The organism is Streptomyces sp. P9-2B-2 (genome assembly GCF_030406865.1).
Classification (GTDB): Bacteria; Actinomycetota; Actinomycetes; order Streptomycetales; family Streptomycetaceae; genus Streptomyces; species Streptomyces platensis.
The window spans coordinates 6,124,155-6,142,188 of sequence record NZ_CP129126.1 but is presented as its reverse complement, the minus strand read 5'-3'; the positions used below and the strand labels follow the sequence as shown (position 1 = coordinate 6,142,188).

General features: G+C 72.8%; 11 protein-coding genes. 5 read left to right on the top strand and 6 right to left on the bottom strand.

Annotated features, from left to right (window positions below; all coding sequences use genetic code 11):
• The first annotated feature begins 260 nt into the window (after nt 1–260).
• Complete coding sequence (locus QT196_RS27170; protein ID WP_168481362.1) at nt 261–815, top strand: hypothetical protein; 555 nt, start codon at nt 261–263, stop codon at nt 813–815.
• A gap of 65 nt (nt 816–880) precedes the next feature.
• On the opposite strand, the gene QT196_RS27165 is transcribed toward QT196_RS27170, so the two are convergent.
• On the bottom strand, nt 881–1,744 hold the full coding sequence (locus tag QT196_RS27165; protein WP_248001321.1) for a rhomboid-like protein: 864 nt from the start codon (nt 1,742–1,744) through the stop codon (nt 881–883).
• Nucleotides 1,745–1,986: 242 nt separating this feature from the next.
• Between QT196_RS27165 and QT196_RS27160 the strand changes: the two genes are divergently transcribed.
• From QT196_RS27160 to QT196_RS27145, 4 genes are all read left to right on the top strand, one after another.
• Nucleotides 1,987–2,751, top strand: a complete 765-nt coding sequence (locus QT196_RS27160) for a spermidine synthase (protein WP_266733499.1) — start codon at nt 1,987–1,989, stop codon at nt 2,749–2,751.
• A 73-nt stretch (nt 2,752–2,824) separates the two neighbouring features.
• On the top strand, nt 2,825–3,565 hold the full coding sequence (locus QT196_RS27155; protein WP_168481360.1) for a response regulator transcription factor: 741 nt from the start codon (nt 2,825–2,827) through the stop codon (nt 3,563–3,565).
• The gene (locus tag QT196_RS27150) at nt 3,562–4,686 is read left to right on the top strand and encodes an ATP-binding protein (protein WP_168481359.1); all 1,125 of its coding nucleotides are present in this window, start codon (nt 3,562–3,564) and stop codon (nt 4,684–4,686) included. Before QT196_RS27155 ends, QT196_RS27150 begins: the two co-directional genes overlap by 4 nt.
• A gap of 237 nt (nt 4,687–4,923) precedes the next feature.
• Nucleotides 4,924–8,712 (top strand): multifunctional oxoglutarate decarboxylase/oxoglutarate dehydrogenase thiamine pyrophosphate-binding subunit/dihydrolipoyllysine-residue succinyltransferase subunit, encoded by a 3,789-nt coding sequence (locus tag QT196_RS27145; protein WP_290355873.1) that lies wholly within the window; start codon nt 4,924–4,926, stop codon nt 8,710–8,712.
• Between the two features lie 99 nt (nt 8,713–8,811).
• On the opposite strand, the gene fxsT is transcribed toward QT196_RS27145, so the two are convergent.
• From fxsT to QT196_RS27120, 5 genes are all read right to left on the bottom strand, one after another.
• On the bottom strand, nt 8,812–11,823 hold the full coding sequence (gene fxsT / locus QT196_RS27140) for an FxSxx-COOH system tetratricopeptide repeat protein (protein WP_290355872.1): 3,012 nt from the start codon (nt 11,821–11,823) through the stop codon (nt 8,812–8,814).
• A 133-nt stretch (nt 11,824–11,956) separates the two neighbouring features.
• Nucleotides 11,957–13,111, bottom strand: a complete 1,155-nt coding sequence (locus QT196_RS27135; RefSeq protein ID WP_266733505.1) for an FxsB family cyclophane-forming radical SAM/SPASM peptide maturase — start codon at nt 13,109–13,111, stop codon at nt 11,957–11,959.
• A gap of 159 nt (nt 13,112–13,270) precedes the next feature.
• Entirely contained in the window at nt 13,271–13,489 is a 219-nt protein-coding gene (locus QT196_RS27130; RefSeq protein WP_168481355.1) for a YxD-tail cyclophane-containing RiPP peptide, read from the bottom strand.
• Nucleotides 13,490–13,594: 105 nt separating this feature from the next.
• Entirely contained in the window at nt 13,595–16,972 is a 3,378-nt protein-coding gene (locus tag QT196_RS27125; RefSeq protein ID WP_290355871.1) for an SAV_2336 N-terminal domain-related protein, read from the bottom strand.
• A gap of 5 nt (nt 16,973–16,977) precedes the next feature.
• A complete protein-coding gene (locus tag QT196_RS27120) occupies nt 16,978–18,033 on the bottom strand; it encodes a MoxR family ATPase (RefSeq protein WP_168481354.1) in 1,056 nt (351 codons plus the stop codon).
• Between the last annotated feature and the right edge of the window lies 1 nt (nt 18,034).

Below are 18,034 nucleotides of genomic sequence, written 5' to 3'. Positions count from 1 at the left end.
GCCGTGCCGGGAAAGGACCGCCATTCTCCCAGGCGCCGGAGGGCCCCCGCGCCCGGCCGGATCCGCTCGCCGGGCCGGGCACCCTCCCGCCGCGCACCGGCCGTTGTCAGTGGTCGGCCCTGACGTCGGGTCCATGAGCATGATCGGACGAGGGGGACGGCATGCTCCTCTGGATCGGATAGCGGCGCCCGGCCCGGCACAGCCGTGCGGAAGCCGGCACGCACCGCCTCACACCCCGTCAATACTGCTACCTTCACGGCATGTTGCAGCGGATGTCCGGCGTCTTCATCGGTGCACTCTTCGGGACGATCTTTGTGGTCGCCAACGCGCACGACCCGCTGAATCCTGCGGTCGGTATCGCCCTTCGGGTGCTTGCGGTGCTCACCTTCGCCGGGCTGCTCACGCTCGCGCTGCGGGCGGGGCGCCGTGGGCTGCCCGTGGCGGACGGCCCCGAGGCCCCTCAGGCGGACTGGTTCCGGGGGAAGTTCGCGTTCGTCGTGGGGGCCGAGGCGGTGCTGCTGGTCGGGGGCAATCTCGCGCTGCGGGCGGCGGGTGCCCCCGAGCAGACCGCGGTGGCCTGGATCGCGCTGATCGTCGGCCTGCACTTCATCGCGCTGATGGCGGTCTGGAAGCGGCGCAGCATCGCCGTCCCCGGTGCCGCACTGACCGCGCTCGGCGCGATCGGCCTGGGCATGGCGGCCACCTCCGCGGTGGCATGGGTGCCGTTCGTCAGCGGTGTGCTCTCCGGTGTGGCGCTGCTGGGCGGCTGCGCCTACGCCATCACCCACACCTACCGGTCGACGGCGCGCCCGTAGCGCCGGTCCCCCTGACCGGCGGGGCCGCGCCTGGGCCTCCGCGCCTTGAGCCCGCGGGGAACGCTTCAGTACATCCGTGCGCCCCGCAGGGCGGGATGGCCCAGGTCGCCGAGGAGCGGTGCGGGGGCGTCGCGTCGGGTGCGCCAGCGGCGCAGCAGTGGCCAGCTCGCCACCCCCAGGGCGAGTGAGAGCAGATGCCCCCAGTCGGACAGCGGGTCGACGTAGGCGAACAGGTCCGTCAGCGCCAGAGAGGCGACGCCGGCCAGCAGCAGTCGGCCCGGCCAGGCCGGCAGCAGCCCGGCGAGGGCTCCCACGCAGGTCATCACGCCGAAGCTGATGCCGTAGTCGAGGCGGTGCAGCGAACTCTCCGGCAGCCCGCCGGCGGCGACCGAGAAGGCGACGGGGAGTTCGGTGGCGAGGGTGGCGAGCACATGGCCGCCGAAGAAGACCGCGACCGCGGCCCGCGCGCCGATCCGCCGCTCCAGCGCCGTCAGCACGAAGAGGAAGGCGAGGGCGTACCCGGAGGTCATCCCGCCGGCGATCCACAGGGCGCTGGCGACCAGCACCACCAGCGGGGCCTGCGCGAGATGGACGACATCGGTGCTGGAGCCGCGCAGCAGGTCGGAGACCAGCCCCGGGTCGGCGTACTCGGCGAAGAGCGAGGTGGCCACGAGGAGGACGGCGTAGCCGAAGGTGAAGGGGGTGCCGACGGGGGTGGGCAGCAGATGCCAAGGCCGCCAACGCACCGGCCCGGCCGGGGCGTTCGGGCCCTCCCCGGCGGCGGCGCGGGCCGCGGTCTCCCCGTCGCCGCGCTGCCGGGGGATGCCGGGCAGCAGACCCGGCGTACCGGCCGGGCCGGTGTCCGGCCCCGCGTCGGCGACCGGCCCGCGACCGGTCCATATCCTCTCGGCGGTTCCCAGCCAGCTCACAGTCCGAGGCCCCTTCCGTCCTGGCGCATCCGGTGAGCCACGCCCGTGTCCCTCGGCCGTGAATCCCTGCCCTGTCCTACGTCCCGGACCACCCTGCACGCTCAACCCATGAAGAACCTGTGAGAGTGAGATCCGTCACACGAGTCAACCCCCGGAAGGTGCTTCACGTCCGGGCGGACGACCGGGGGAATTGGTCCCCAAAGTGTTGGACCGGCGCGCCCCGTATTGGCCACCATGGCGCCATGGCTTCCGCGACACCGACGCAGGCAAGGACCGGCGCCCCCGAGGCCCCGCGCACGCTCGACCGCCGCGAGGGCCCGTTCGGTGAGGTGGTGCTGCGAGAGCGGGGCGGCCCCCCTGCGGCGCCCGGGGCCGACGGCGGCGGCACCCCCGCGGCACCGGTGATCTACGAGATCATCGCCAACGGCTGCTTCCTGATGGACACCTCCGACGGCCGGTCCGAACGGCTGCTGATCGACGCCGCGCTGGACGCGCTGCCGGCCGGTCGCGCCCACCCCTCCGTCCTGATCGGCGGCCTCGGCGTCGGCTTCTCCCTGGCCCGCGCCGCCCAACAGCCGCGCTGGGGGCGGATCGTCGTCGTCGAGCGCGAGGAGGCGGTCATCGACTGGCACCGCACGGGCCCGCTGTCGGCCGTCTCGGCGGCCGCGCTGGCCGATCCGCGCAGCGAGATCCGGCACGCCGACCTCGTCGCCCACCTGCGCACGGAAGCGGGCCAGGACACCTACGACGCGCTGTGCCTGGACATCGACAACGGCCCCGACTGGACCGTCACCGAGGACAACGACAGCCTCTACTCCCCCGACGGGCTCGCCGCCTGCCGCGACCGGCTGGCCCCCGGCGGAGTGCTCGCCGTCTGGTCGGCGCAGCCCTCGCCGGCGTTCGAGGAAGCACTGCGAAATGCCGGTTTCAGCGGGGTACATACGGAAGAGATCCCCGTTGTCCGAGGCGTCCCGGACGTGGTCCATCTCGCGCGGAAGGGCGCGTAGCCGACAGTCACACCATGCCCGTACGCTGCTGCCCAGCAAGACGCGACCACGCAGGGACATGCAGGGGCGGGCGATGGACCAGACTCAGACAACGCAGGGCGGCGCCGCCGCGGCCACGCCGGGTGCCCAGCGCCGGGTGCTGGTCGTGGAGGACGACCCCACGATCGTCGAGGCCATCGCGGCCCGGCTGCGCGCCGAGGGCTTCCAGGTGCAGACGGCCACCGACGGCCCGGCCGCCGTGGACACCGCCGAGGCCTGGCAGCCCGATCTGCTGGTCCTCGATGTGATGCTGCCGGGCTTCGACGGCCTGGAGGTGTGCCGCCGGGTCCAGGCCCAGCGTCCGGTGCCCGTGATGATGCTCACCGCCCGCGACGACGAGACCGACATGCTCGTCGGCCTCGGCGTCGGCGCCGACGACTACATGACCAAGCCGTTCTCGATGCGTGAGCTGGCCGCCCGGGTGCACGTCCTGCTGCGCCGGGTCGAGCGCGCCGCACTGGCCGCGCACACCCCGCGCACCGGCATCCTGCGCCTCGGCGAGCTGGAGATCGACCACGCCCAGCGCCGCGTGCGGGTGCGCGGCGCGGACGTCCACCTGACGCCCACCGAGTTCGATCTGCTGGTCTGCCTGGCGAACACCCCGCGTGCGGTGCTCTCCCGTGAGCAGCTGCTGGCCGAGGTGTGGGACTGGGCGGACGCCTCCGGGACCCGGACGGTCGACAGCCACATCAAGGCGCTGCGCCGGAAGATCGGCGCCGAGCGGATCCGCACCGTCCACGGCGTCGGCTACGCCCTGGAGACCCCGGCCGCATGACGCGGTCGCCACGCACTCGCCTGACCGAGCTGTGGCAGCGGGTCTGGGAGGGCCTGCGCCCGCTGGACCCGTACCGCTCCGTCAAGGCCGCTCTCGGGGCGCTGGTCAGCGTCTCGGTGATCATCACGACCCTGCTGGTGTTCGTCGCGATGCACTCGGCGACCGAGCTGCGGGTGATCACGATCTTCTCGATCATCGCCTCGCTGCTGATCACCCAGTTCGTGGCCAACAGCCTGACCGCGCCGCTCGACGAGATGACGGACGTCACCCGGTCGATGGCGCACGGTAACTACAGCCGCCGGGTCCGCTCGGAGCGCCGCGACGAATTCGGCGACCTGGCGACCGCCTTCAACCGGATGGCGGCCGACCTGGAAGCGGTGGACACCCACCGCAAGGAGCTGGTCGCCAATGTCTCGCACGAGCTGCGCACCCCCATCGCCGCGCTCCGGGCCGTCCTGGAGAACGTCGTCGACGGTGTCTGCGAGCCGGACCCGGAGACGATGCGTACGGCGCTGCAGCAGACCGAGCGGCTGGGCCGGCTGGTCGAGCACCTCCTGGACCTGTCCCGGCTGGACAACGGGGTGGTGCCGCTGCACTCCCGCCGCTTCGAGGTCTGGCCGTATCTGTCCGGGGTGCTCAAGGAGGCCAATATGAGCCGGGGCGCCGCGACCCTCGCCGGGGTGGCCGGCTCCGGGACCCACACCCGTACGGACGTCCATCTGCACCTGGATGTCTCGCCGCCGGAGCTGACCGCGCACGCGGACGCCGAGCGGCTGCACCAGGTCGTGGCCAATCTCATCGACAACGCGATCAAGCACAGCCCCCGGCACGGCCGGGTCACGGTGCACGCCCGGCGGGGCGAGGGGCCGCAGAGCCTGGTGCTGGAGGTGCAGGACGAGGGCCCCGGCATCCCCGAGGCGGAGCGCTACCGGGTCTTCGAGCGGTTCAACCGCGGCGGTCCGGCCCCCTCGGGCCCCGGCAGCGACGGCGGTACGGGCCTGGGCCTGGCGATCGCGCGCTGGGCGGTGGATCTGCACGGCGGACGCATCGGCGTCGCGGAATCGTCCCGCGGTTGCCGGATCCGGGTCACTCTTCCGGGGCTGGAGTCAGCTCGAAGCTGACGGCCGCTGACGTAGGGTCGGTGGTGGAAGCACTCCCCCGCGGGTGTGGTGGTGATCACTCCTACCCGCACAGAGGCAAACTTCGTGTGTTTCCCGCCAAGTCATGCCCCGAAACCCGGCCGGGAATGTGACGTACACGACGAGTGCCCCTCCCGGCCTGCATCAAGGGTCACAACAGGCGTAGCCTTTATTCCCGCTGTCCACCACCTTAGGAAGCGGAAGAGGGCGGTTGCCGCCGTGTCGCTACAGTCCCCCAACAGCTCGAGCATCTCGACCGACCAGGAGGGGCAGGGTAAGAACCCTGCTGCTGCGTTCGGTCCCAATGAGTGGCTCGTCGACGAGATCTACCAGCAGTACCTCCAGGACCCGAACTCGGTAGACCGAGCCTGGTGGGACTTCTTCGCTGACTACAAGCCGGGCGGCGCCACCGCGCCGAGCCAGCCGGCGGAGGGCTCCCCCGGTGCGAGCACCGGCTCCACGGGAGCGGCTGACACCGCGCAGCCCTCCGTGCCGGCCGCCCCGGCGAAGCCCGCCGCGAGCGCTCCGGCACCGGCGAAGGCCGCTCCGGCGAAGGCCGCTCCGGCGAAGGCCGAGCCCGCGAAGGCGGCTCCGGCCAAGCCCGCCGCGAAGCCGGCCGCCGAGGAGGGCACGGCTCCGGCCGGTCCCGAGTTCATCACCCTGCGTGGCCCCTCGGCCGCCGTTGCGAAGAACATGAACGCCTCCCTGGAGCTGCCGACGGCCACGTCCGTCCGCGCGGTCCCGGTGAAGCTGCTCTTCGACAACCGCATCGTGATCAACAACCACCTCAAGCGCGCCCGCGGTGGGAAGGTCTCCTTCACCCACCTCATCGGGTACGCGATGGTGCAGGCCCTCAAGGCCATGCCGACGATGAACTACTCCTTCGCGGAGAAGGACGGCAAGCCGACGCTGGTCAAGCCCGAGCATGTGAACCTCGGTCTCGCCATCGACCTGGTGAAGCCGAACGGTGACCGCCAGCTCGTCGTCGCCGCCATCAAGAAGGCCGAGACGCTGACCTTCTTCGAGTTCTGGCAGGCCTACGAGGACATCGTCCGCCGGGCCCGCGACAACAAGCTGACGATGGACGACTTCACCGGAGTCACCGCGTCGCTGACGAACCCGGGCGGCATCGGCACCGTGCACTCCGTGCCCCGCCTGATGCCCGGCCAGTCCATGATCATGGGCGTCGGCGCGATGGACTACCCCGCGGAGTTCCAGGGCACCTCCCAGGACGCCCTGAACAAGCTGGGTGTCGCCAAGGTCATGACGCTGACCAGCACCTATGACCACCGGGTGATCCAGGGCGCCGCCTCCGGCGAGTTCCTGCGGATCATGAGCCAGCTGCTGCTCGGCGACAACGAATTCTTCGACGACATCTTCAAGTCGCTGCGGATTCCGTACGAGCCCGTCCGCTGGCTGCGGGACATCGACGCCTCCCACGACGACGACGTCACCAAGGCCGCCCGGGTCTTCGAGCTGATCCACTCCTACCGGGTCCGCGGCCACGTCATGGCCGACACCGACCCGCTGGAGTACCACCAGCGCAAGCACCCCGACCTCGACATCACCGAGCACGGGCTCACCCTGTGGGACCTGGAGCGCGAGTTCGCGGTCGGCGGCTTCTCCGGCAAGTCCATGATGAAGCTGCGCGACATCCTGGGCGTGCTGCGTGACTCGTACTGCCGCACCACCGGCATCGAGTTCATGCACATCCAGGACCCCAAGCAGCGCAAGTGGATCCAGGACCGGGTCGAGCGCTCGCACAAGTCGCCCGAGCGCGAGGAGCAGCTGCGCATCCTGCGCCGGCTGAACTCCGCCGAGGCCTTCGAGACGTTCCTGCAGACGAAGTACGTCGGCCAGAAGCGCTTCTCGCTGGAGGGCGGCGAGTCCGTCATCCCGCTGCTGGACGCGGTCATCGACTCCGCGGCCGAGTCGCGCCTCGACGAGGTCGTCATCGGCATGGCCCACCGCGGCCGCCTCAACGTCCTGGCGAACATCGTCGGCAAGTCGTACGCGCAGATCTTCCGCGAGTTCGAGGGCAACCTCGACCCGAAGTCGATGCACGGCTCCGGCGACGTGAAGTACCACCTGGGCCAGGAGGGCGTCTTCACCGGCCTGGACGGCGAGCAGATCAAGGTCTCGCTGGCCGCGAACCCCTCCCACCTGGAGGCCGTCGACCCGATCGTCGAGGGCATCGCGCGCGCCAAGCAGGACCTCATCAACAAGGGCGGCACGGACTTCACGGTCCTGCCGATCCAGCTGCACGGTGACGCGGCGTTCGCCGGTCAGGGCGTGGTCGCGGAGACGCTGAACATGTCCCAGCTGCGCGGCTACCGCACCGGCGGCACGGTGCACGTGGTCATCAACAACCAGGTCGGCTTCACCGCCGCCCCGGAGTCGTCGCGTTCGTCCATGTACGCCACCGACGTGGCCCGCATGATCGAGGCGCCGATCTTCCATGTGAACGGCGACGACCCCGAGGCCGTCGTCCGCGTTGCCCGTCTGGCCTTCGAGTTCCGCCAGGCGTTCAACAAGGACGTCGTCATCGACCTGATCTGCTACCGCCGCCGCGGCCACAACGAGTCGGACAACCCGGCCTTCACCCAGCCGCTGATGTACGACCTGATCGACAAGAAGCGCTCGGTGCGCAAGCTCTACACCGAGTCCCTCATCGGTCGCGGCGACATCACGCTGGAAGAGGCCGAGCAGGCGCTCCAGGACTTCCAGGGCCAGCTGGAGAAGGTCTTCACCGAGGTCCGCGACGCCACGACCGCCCCGACCGCCCCCGAGGTGCCGCAGCCCAAGGCCGAGTTCCCGGTCTACGTGGACACTGCGATCTCCCAGGAGGTCGTCAAGCGGATCGCCGAGTCGCAGGTCAACATCCCCGAGCGGGTCACCGTCCACCCGCGTCTGCTGCCCCAGCTCCAGCGCCGCGCGGCCCAGGTCGAGGACAACACCATCGACTGGGGCATGGGCGAGACCCTGGCCGTCGGCTCGCTGCTGATGGAGGGCACCCCGGTCCGGCTCGCCGGCCAGGACTCCCGCCGTGGCACCTTCGGCCAGCGGCACGCGGTGCTCATCGACCGGGAGACCGGCGACGACTACACGCCGCTGCTCTACCTCTCCGAGGACCAGGCCCGCTTCAACGTCTACGACTCGCTGCTCAGCGAGTACGCGGCGATGGGCTTCGAGTACGGCTACTCCCTGGCCCGCCCGGAGGCGCTGGTCATGTGGGAGGCGCAGTTCGGTGACTTCGTCAACGGCGCCCAGACGGTCGTCGACGAGTTCATCTCCTCGGCGGAGCAGAAGTGGGGCCAGACGTCCGGCGTCACCCTGCTGCTGCCGCACGGCTACGAGGGCCAGGGCCCGGACCACTCCTCGGCCCGTATCGAGCGGTTCCTCCAGCTGTGCGCGCAGAACAACATGACGGTCGCCATGCCGACCCTGCCGTCGAACTACTTCCACCTGCTGCGCTGGCAGGTCCACAACCCGCACCACAAGCCGCTGGTCGTCTTCACCCCGAAGTCGATGCTGCGTCTGAAGGCTGCGGCGTCGCGGACGGATGAGTTCACGACGGGCGGCTTCCGCCCCGTCATCGGCGACTCCACGGTCAAGCCCGAGGATGTCCGCAAGGTCATCTTCTGCTCCGGCAAGGTCTACTACGACCTGGAGGCCGAGCGGGAGAAGCGCGGCGCGCACGACACCGCGATCATCCGTATCGAGCGGCTCTACCCGCTTCCCGGCAAGGAGCTCCAGGCGGAGATCTCCAAGTTCCCGAACGCCGAGAAGTACCTGTGGACCCAGGAAGAGCCGGCGAACCAGGGTGCGTGGCCGTTCCTCGGCCTCAACCTGATCGACCACCTCGACCTGGCCGTCGGCGCCGATGTCCCGCACGGCGAGCGCCTGCGCCGCATCTCGCGGCCGCACTCCTCGTCGCCGGCCGTCGGCTCCGCCAAGCGCCACCAGGCAGAGCAGGCACAGCTGGTCGCGGAGGCCTTCGACGCATAGGCGTCCGGGCCGCCGGAGAACCGGCAGGCACCAGCGGAAGGGCCCGTCCCCGGTGGGGGCGGGCCCTTCCGCATGCGTGGGGCGGACCCCTGGTCAGGTCTAGACGGGCTGCGGTTCGAAGTCCCAGTACGGGCGGCGGCGGCGCCGGGCGGACAGGGTGTGCGGATGCTCGGCGCCCAGGTTCTCGGAGAGCTGCTGGATCGCCTCCTGTTCGAGCTTCGCCGCCTCCTGGCCGCGGCGGAGCGCCCGCAGGTCCTCGGACAGCGCCGTCTTCGCGGAGAGGGTCAGCGGATGGGTGTCGCCCAGCCTCGCCTTGGCCCGCTCCAGGGTGTCGCGGCCCAGCTCCACCGCGCCCTCCTCGTCGTCCACCCGGTTGCGGGCCGCGGCGGTGTTCAGCGCACAGCCCAGCGTCCAGGGGTGGCCGGGGCCCATGGCTTCGGCCATCCCGCTCAGCGCGCGTTCGGCGAGGTCCAGCGCGTCCGCCGGGTCCCCGAACTCCCCGCGGACCAGCCCGACATTGCCCAGGGTGCCGACGGTGTACGGATGGCGCTCACCGGCCAGCGCGCGGTAGCGCTCGGCGACCTCCTCCGCGAGGTCGCGGGCGTGCCCGAGATCGCCGTGCTCCCGGAGGAAGGTGGCGTGGTCCGCGCGCACCATCAGCGTCTCGGGGTGGCGGGGCCCGAGGACCCGGCGGGAGCGCTCGACGAGGTCGGCCAGCAGGGTGGCGGCCCGGGTGACCTCGCCGGAGCGGCGCAGGCACAGCGCGAGATTGTGCTCGGCGCGCAGGGTCTGCGGGGTGTGCAGGCCCATCACCTGGAGATGCAGCCGGGCGTTGAGTTCCTGGCTGGAGGTGGCGTCGCGGTAGCGGCCGAGGAGGCGCAGGGTGCGGGCGTAGGCGGTGCCCGCGTTGAGCGTGAGGTGGTGGCGGGCGCGCAGCTCGCGCTCCCGGAAGGACAGCACCTCACGATGGGTGATCAGCGCTTCCTCGTACCGGCCGAGCAGTGCGAGGACACTGCCGAGGTTGTGCCGCGAGGAGAGGGTGCGGGGTGCCTCCGGGCCGAGCAGCTCGGTGTAGGCCCGCCAGACGGCGTCGAAGAGGTCGTAGGCCTGCTCGTAGGAGCCCAGCGCGATCAGCGTGCCGGCCAGCCCGTCCTGGGCCCGCAGCAGATCGGCGTCCGCGGGGGCCCGCTCGGCGGCGAGCTGGTCGACGACGGCGCTGCCGACGGCCTCGGCCTCGCGGTAGCGGCCGAGCCGGCGCAGCATGTTGGCGTGCTGGTGGGTGAGGACGAGCATGGTGCGCTGGGTGGCCGCGAGGCGGGTGCGCCAGCGGGACATGAACTGTTCGCACAGCCGCAGGCCCATGCGGTACTCGCCGCGGACCCGCAGGTATTCCACGCAGTTCAGCAGCAGCTGCTGGACCGCGGGCTCGGGGCTGTCGAGGACGCCGGCCGGCTCCAGATGCGGGATGAGTTCGGCGTAGCGCTCCCAGTAGCGGGTGTCGGCGGGGTTCTGCGGGTCGGCGGTGACCAGCACCCGGCAGGCGCACGCCGACATCAGATCGCGCTCGTCCTCGGTCATGTCGCTGCGCAGGAACCGGTGGTAGAGCCGGTGCATCAGCGCGGTCTCCACGGCCGGGTCGGCGTCCTGGGAGACCTGGTAGTCGAGGCGTACGGCGGTGGACTCGGTCAGCCGGCGCAGCGCGGTGTTCCAGCTGATCGGCTCGGCGGCCAGGTCGGCGAGGTGCTCGGGCAGGTCACCGCGGCGGGCCCGGGCGAGCATCGGTACGGGGATGGTGTCCGGGGCGAAGAACGCGAACAGCTTGAGGAGTTCGACCGCGGCCGGGCTGCGTTCGCGCAGCGTGTTGAGAGTTATGGCCCAGCTCGTCTGGAAGGCCATGGGGTAGTCGGAGGAGATCCGGATGCCGACGAGGCTGGGCTCGCCGCGGCGGATCAGCTCGATGTACTCCTTGGGGGACATCGGGTTGGCGTCGAGCCAGGCGGCGGTCTGCGCGAGCAGCAGCGGCAGGTCCTGGACCGCCTCGGAGAGCAGGTCGGCCTCCATCGGCGTCAGCCGGGGGGCCCGCCGCCGTGCGTAGGCGACGCTCTCGACGCGCTCGAAGGGCGGCACCTCGATCTCCTGGGCGCTGCCGGAGCCCGACCAGTCGCGGGTGAGGGTGGTGATCAGGACATGGCCGCGGCCGTCCGGGACCAGGTCCTCGATCTGCTCCATGTCGTCGGCGCTGTCGAAGATCAGCAGCCAGCGGCGGTAGGGGCGGCCGACGCGGAGCGCTTCGTGGACGGCGCGGATGCGGTCGCCCAGCTCCCGGCCCACGGGGAGGCCGAGGCGGGTGGCGAGTTCGGCGAGCTGTTCGCGGGCGGCGCCGCGGTTGGTGGCGCTGATCCACCACACCACGTCGTAGTCGTTGCCGAAGCGGTGGGCGTATTCGGCGGCGATCTGGCTCTTGCCGACGCCGGAGGTGCCGTACAGCGCGATCCGGGTCTCCAGCGGCGGGCCCGCGCCCGCGCCGGAGCCGGCCAGCTTGCCGTGCAGCGCTTCGAGGACGTGGTCGCGGCCGGTGAAGCGGTTGTTGCGGCGCGGGATGTTCCACACCTCGGGCGGGTTGTTCGGGAAGCGCGGCGCGCCGGGCGCGTCCTCGTCCACGGCCCGGCCCGGCGCCGCGATACCGAGCCGCTGCAGTACCCGGCGGTTGGCCTCGTGGGCATCCAGGTCACGCAGGTCGGCGGGGCGCAGCAGGGAGGCCGTGGCGGGCAGGCTCTGGGTGGCCACGCTCACCGCGGCGAACCGGTCGGCGTGCGCGGAGACCACCTCGCGCAGTGCGGCCGTCCACTCGTCCTGCGTCTTGGGGCCCAGCCGGAAATACCAGTCGTCCAGCACCATCAGCAGCCGGCCCTCGGCCTCCAGCAGTCCCGACAGCTCCGCCACCAGCGCGGTGTCCACCTGAGGGTCCCAGCGCAGCATGGTCGTGCCGTGGCCCTGCTGCTCCAGCTGATGGGAGATCCAGGCGGCCCAGGGCCGGGTGAAGCCCGCGTAGCTGATGGTGATGTGTTCGTTGGAGCCGGTGGGACCGGAAAAATGGGCCTGATCGACCATGCGACCGTCTCCCTGGGATGCGATGGTGCGCGCGCGGAGAGGCTGTCTCATCAGGCACGCCCTGGCTCTTTGGCACGATAGCCCAAGTGTCCCTCCATATGACGACAGTGCGTCAGGTCATCTCGGACGCAGGTCAGTTGAGCGCGACCGTGGCGTTCAGGCGGGCCGCGATGTGCCGGATCAGGCGCTCCAGGTCGGCGCAGTAGACGGACGGGTTGGTGAAGCCGCCGGCGTCCGCGCGGTAGCGGTGGGCGTAGTTGCCGCCGCCGCAGACCTCCACCAGGGCGCAGCCTCGGCACTGTGCGCCGAGGCCGTCCCGGCCGCTCCGGCGGGCGGCCATGCCGGGGTGTGCCAGGGCGTCGTCGAAGGTGTGGTGGAAGACGTCGAGGCCGGTGGCGGCGGCGCCCTCGTAGGTGGATTTGAGCGAGTCGACCTGTTCGATGGCGCCGTCGGTGTCGACGACCAGGGCGACGACCGGGGAGAGCCCGACCGCCTCGCTGGAGCTGGGGCGGCCCAGGAGGAGGCCGAGGATTTCGGTGAAGACCCGTACGCGGGGGCCGGGGCCGCCGTCCCACCACAGGTCGAAGGCGGTGCACAGCCAGTCGCCGTACGGGGTGCGGCCGGCCGGGCCGAGGGGGGCGGGCGGCGGGCTGGTCCAGTTGGCGTGCGGGAGGAGGAAGTCGACCATCGGGGGGTCCAGGGCGCGCAGCGAGTCGTAGACCTCGCCGGGGGCGGCGGTGATGTCGATGGTGCACAGGATGCCGGCGAAGACCTCGGGCCGGTCGTGGAGCAGGCGTACGGCGCGGGAGACCGCGGGCCAGGAGGGCCGCCCGGCGTGGTCGATACGGCGGCGGTTGAGGCCGGGGGTGCCGCCGTCGAGGCTGAGGCCGAGCCGGAACCCGGCGGCGGCGAGGGTGTCGATCATGTCCCGGGTGAGCAGCGTCCCGTTGGTCTGCACCCCGAATGCGGCGGTGCAGCCGGCGGGCAGCGCGGCGCGGACCGCGGCGGCCTGGGCCAGCAGCGGTCCGGGGCCGGTGAGCAGCGGCTCGCCGCCGTGCAGATCGATCCGGACCTCGCGCAGCCGGTGGGTGCGGGCGTGTTCGGCGATCCGCAGGGCGGTCTGGCGCATGGTGGCGGCCGGGACGGTCGGTGGGCGGGCGCGCCAGCTGCGGTCCGGCCCTGCGTAGATGTAGCAGTAGGTGCAGGCGAGGTTGCAGCGGCTGTGGACCTTGAGTACGAACTGCCGGAAGGGCACGACAGCGGTCGGGCCGGTCTTCTCCCCCGCCACGGGTCGCCCCCTGCTCTCGTCTGCCTGCGTCGAGGTACGGGCTCGGCAATTCCGGCCCGTTGCCTGGTACATGGCTCCGCCCTCGGGTGAAGAACCAAATTCCCCCAGCAACTGGCCGGTTTCCTTGCACGTTTGCCCAAAAACAACCGTTCTCGACTGTCAGTGCAAGGCCTTCTCCGGACCGTCCTCGTAATAGGCGACGGCGTCCTCCGCCGACGGCCAGTTGCGCAGCAGCAGCGCCGCCACCTCACCCAGCACCGCATGGCCGGTCCGTGCCGCCAGAACGCCCACGTCAACCCCGGCGAAGTCCGGCAGCCGCTCGGCCGACGGCCCCGGCGGGGCGGCCACAGCCGGTTCGGTGCGGGGGGTAGTCGCCACGCTGCTCTCCTCAGGCCGGCTGGACGGGTGTGTTCCCGAACTGCCGTCCACAGAAACACGTTCCGGTGCGGACGGCCAGGCAGCCGGACGGGGTGCTCGGGGCGGTCAGGCGGTGGATTCCAGGGCGCGCATACGGGCGCGGGTGCGCTGGGCCTCCGGGCCGGTGTCCTCGCCGGCCCGCTGCCACTGCTCCCAGCTCTCGCGGTAGGCGTGCAGCGCGGACCGGGGTCCGGCGGTGACCTCCAGGACCTCGCCGCGGCGGTGGTGGGCGCGGGCGGCCGGCAGCGCGCTGTCGGCCCTCCGGGCGGCCGCGGCGGCCCGGCGGTAGCAGGCGGCGGCCCGGTCATGGCGCTCACGGGAGTCGAAGCGGGCATCCAGCAGCAGCTGCACATCGCCCACTTCGAGCCAGGCCTCGGCCGCCACCGCGTCCGGTACGTCCGCGCCGCGGGCGGCCAGCTCCAGGATCCAGTCGGCCTCGTGCAGATCGGCGAGCGAGGGCTGGCGCTCGTAGCGCAGCCGCAGGGCGCGGCCGAACAGCAGCCGGTGACTGCCCAGGTCGGGGTCCTGCGGGCCGACCCGGCCCAGCGCCTCGCGCAGGACGTGCACCGCCTCGTTGGCCAGCCGCTTGCCCGGTTCCCCGGCCGGTTCCAGCCGGGCGCGCAGCAGCAGTGCCGCCCCCCGCTCGGCCAGCAGCGCGCTGTGCTCGGGCGAATCGGGAGTGGTCAGCCGGAGGGCGGCGGCCAGCGCGGCGATGGCGGCGTCCAGCGCGGTCAGCTCGCCGGTGCGGGTGTGTACGGCGCGCTGGGCGGCGGCCGTACGGCGCAGGCTGTCCGCTTCCAGGGCCCGGTCGTCCAGTTCATGGGCGAGCGCACGGGCGTGTTCGAGGGTGGGCAGCACGGACGGCAGGCCCGCGCCGCCGTTGAGCTGGCGGGCCGCCGCGAGGTCGAGCAGGGTCTCGCAGACCAGCCGGTCGGCCGCGCCACCACGGCGGCGCAGCAGGACCGCGGCGGTGTCGAGGTCGTCGGCGGCGCGGACGGCGAGCGCCTCGGCCGGGCGCGGCCCCGCGGTGTCGCCGCGGGCGGCCCGCCGGGCCTGGTCGAGCAGCACACCGCCGCGGGCCGCATAGACCTCGCCCGGCACCTGCTCTCCGCTGGGCCACTGGTCGAGGAGCGTGGTGAGGGAGCGTTCCGCCTCGTCGAGCGGGTCGGGGTCGGTCGCCCCCTCGGTGCTCGGTACGGGCGGCAGGGCGGCCAGGCGGCGCAGGACCTCGGTGCGTAACACCATGCTCTCCAGGACGCGGGGGTCCAGCAGGCTCATCAGCCCGCAGGCGGCGTGCAGATGGCGGGCGGCGTCGGCGAGCGCGGTGCGCTCCTCGGCGGGGGTGCCGGCCGCGCGGCGCTCCCGGGCGCGGGCGTGGCCGACCCGGCCGAGCACGATCAGCGCCCGGGTGCGCTCGGCCTCCCGGCCCGCCGCGGCACCTTCCAGGTCATCGACGGGCTCGCCCGCGGTGGCCCGTTCGGCGCCCCGGGCCGCGCGCTCCGCCTCCTCCAGGGCGTCCGGCTGGCGCCAGGTCGCCCAGGCGTGCAGCAGTGCGCGGGCGAGGTCGGTGCCGGCTACCGGCAGGCGTTCGGTGGCGGCGCGCAGCAGCCGGACCGCCTCGATCAGATCCCGGCCGGCACGGTCCTGCTCGTAGCGCTCCAGGAGGGCCGCGCCTTCCGCGGCGGGCCCGTCGGTCGCGTACGGCCGCCGGGCGGGCGGGCGCAAGGCGGGTTCGAAGCGGCGCAGCACCCGTTCCGAGACCCGGGCGAAGGGTTCGGGGACGGCCCGCTGGCCGGTCTCGGGCTCCCGGCCGCTGCCGGAGAGCATGGCGACCGCGACGGCCGGGAAGTTGCGGGCGCTGCGGCCGAAGGTGCGCTCGACGTAGAGCGAGCAGTGCTTGAGCACCAGGGCCGCCTCCCCCGCACTGAGCCGGGCGAGGAGTTCATCGCGTACACCGGGCACGAAGTCGTACCAGGGGCCGCTCACCCCGGCCTGCTCCCCCGACGGCCGCTCGTCCGGCAGGAGTTGCGTGACCAGGCCGCTGAGCAGCACCTCCGCCAGCTCGGCCGGGCCGGTCTGCGGCAGCATCGCGCGCTGGACGAGCTGGATGACGGGCAGCGCGAGCGGCACGGCCGACAGATGCACGGCGAGCAGCCGGGCGGCCGGTGAGGCCTGCTGGTCGAACTCGCGGACCATACGGGCCGGCGCGGCCGTCCCGGACGCGGGCGGCGGTCCGGCCGGATGCCCGGCGCCGTGGTCGGCCCGGACGACGGAGGCCGCGCCGCGCAGCGAGAGACCGGCGTCGGCGGCGGCCAGCCGGGCCCAGGAGCCGAGGGCGGACGGGGTGGCGGACAGCACCGGAACGGCGCGCTCGCGGGGCGCTTCGGCGGCGCCCGGAGGTCCGGCGGGACGGCGGCGGCGCCGGGCCGGGCGGAAACCGAGGGCCTGGTAGGGGCCCTGGCGGCGGACGAGGGTGCCGGCGACGGCGGGCAGCAGCGTGCGCGCCCACATCCGCTGCGGCAGCGGCTGGACCACGGCGAGCGGGGCGTCGGCCGCCCAGCGGTAGAGCAGCCGCTGCATCCGGCCGTCCCGCCAGAGGGGGCCCGCGCAGTCGCTGACGACGAGGGTGAGGTGATGGCCCGTCGGGTCGTGCAGCTGGTCGGCGGGGCGCAACGGGCGGCCGGGGCCCGGGGCCGCCGCGACGCCCACGTCCGGGCCGTGCGGATGCAGGTAGTGCACGGTGACATCGCGGAAGGCGCCCACCCGCTCACAGACCTGGCGCAGGTCGTGCAGCATCTGTTCCCAGACGGCCATCGAGGACGAGCCGTCCATCAGGAGCCGCAGACCGGCCGCCCGGCGGTGCACCCCGCGGAGCACCGGGATGATCATTTCGGCGTGGGCGGAGAGCTCGGCGGTGGCGGGCTCGTCCAGCCGCCGGGGGACCGGGGCGACCGGCGGGCGGTAGCGCTGAATGGGCCGCAACGCGCGCTGGAGCGGCAGCAGTCCGGGGAACGCGGAGGCGATCGGGACCGCGACCTCGCCCAGGCGCTGTCGGTCCGGGTCGGGGAAGCGCGCGTCCCCCGGGTCACGGGTGGGCAGCAGCTCCGCGACCCGGCGCCGGGCGCCCTCCTGGAGCACGGGCGGCGCGGGGTCACCGTCCGCCGTTTCGGTACCACTGCCGTCCGGTGCCGCCCCACCCGTCCCCGCGGACTCAGCGGATGCGGAAGGTCCCACCCGGAATGTGGCTGAATCTGTACGGTCCGGAGGGTCCCCGTGGGTGGGCCCGGCATCCGCGGCGCTCTGGGCCCGCGAGGGGCCCGGGGTGATCCACTGGGCGAGCCAGAGGGCATCGGCCATCCCGCGGGCGTCGGCCGGCAGCCCCGCCGCGGTCAGCCGGGCGACGAGTTCGTCGAGGGGGCCCGGGCCGGGCTCCCCGGGGGGCACCGGACTCACCTCGTCCGGTCAAGAGGCCGCATCAGCTCCGCCGTCAGACGCCGGCGCGTCTCCTCCTCGTCCTCGTCCGTCCAGCCCGCTCTCTGGGTCAGGTGGATGGCGTTGAAGAGCTGGTCGACGGCGCGGACATCGCCGGGCTCGCGGTCCAGGAAGCGGTCGATCACCGCTTCGTAGCGCTCCGCCGCCCCCTCGCCGAAGTGCGCCCGCACCATGGCGGCGAGCCGCTCCTTGTCGGGCACCGGGATGTGGAGGTGGATGCAGCGGCGCAACAGCGGCGCCGGGAAGTCCCGTTCGCCGTTGCTGGTGAGGACGATGAAGGGGAAGGCACGGCAGCGCACCCGGCCGTCGCGCACCGTGACCCGGGTGCCGTCGTCGCTGAGCACCTCCACCTCGGGGGCGGATCCGGCCAGCCGCTCCAGCTCCGGAATCCTGAACTCCCCTTCCTCCAGCACATTGAGGAGGTCATTGGGCAGATCGATATCGCTCTTGTCCAGCTCGTCGACGAGCAGCACCCGGGGCCGGGCGGCCGGCAGCAGCGCCGTGCCCAGCGGGCCGAGGCGGATATAGCGGCCGATACCGCCGCCCGGTTCGTCGGTGGGGTCCGGGCCGGGCGCCGCCGCGTCGTCCGCGGCAGCCGGGGCGGCGCGGGCGATCTGGAGGTCCTGGAGGCGGCCGATGGCGTCGTAGTCGTACAGACCGTCACGGAGCGTGCTGCGGCTGACGACCGGCCAGCCGAGGACCCGGCCGAGGCCCAGCTCGTAGGCGACCGAATGGGCCAGGGTGCTCTTGCCGCTGCCCGGTGCGCCGGTCACCAGCAGCGGGCGGCGCAGATAGAGGGCGGCGTTGACCAGCTCTCGCTCGGTCTCGCCGGGGCGGTGGTGGCTGGCCTCCCGGTGCTGCACGCCGAGCCTGCGCTCGGAAGAGGGGTCGAGGGCGGCCGGCGGCGCCACGAGGGGGCCGCCGTCGAAATCGCGCCAGGGGGGCGGCGGCGGAAGATGCTCAATTCCGTCGTGCGGTGCCCCCGCGCCACGGTAGATGAGCCAGTCGCTCACG

Coding starts and splice junctions, on each gene's coding strand:
- QT196_RS27170 (WP_168481362.1), top strand. CDS start 261: ATGTTGCAGCGGATGTCCGGCGTCTTCATCGGTGCACTCTTCGGGACG.
- QT196_RS27160 (WP_266733499.1), top strand. CDS start 1,987: ATGGCTTCCGCGACACCGACGCAGGCAAGGACCGGCGCCCCCGAGGCC.
- QT196_RS27155 (WP_168481360.1), top strand. CDS start 2,825: ATGGACCAGACTCAGACAACGCAGGGCGGCGCCGCCGCGGCCACGCCG.
- QT196_RS27150 (WP_168481359.1), top strand. CDS start 3,562: ATGACGCGGTCGCCACGCACTCGCCTGACCGAGCTGTGGCAGCGGGTC.
- fxsT (WP_290355872.1), bottom strand. CDS start 11,823: ATGGTCGATCAGGCCCATTTTTCCGGTCCCACCGGCTCCAACGAACAC.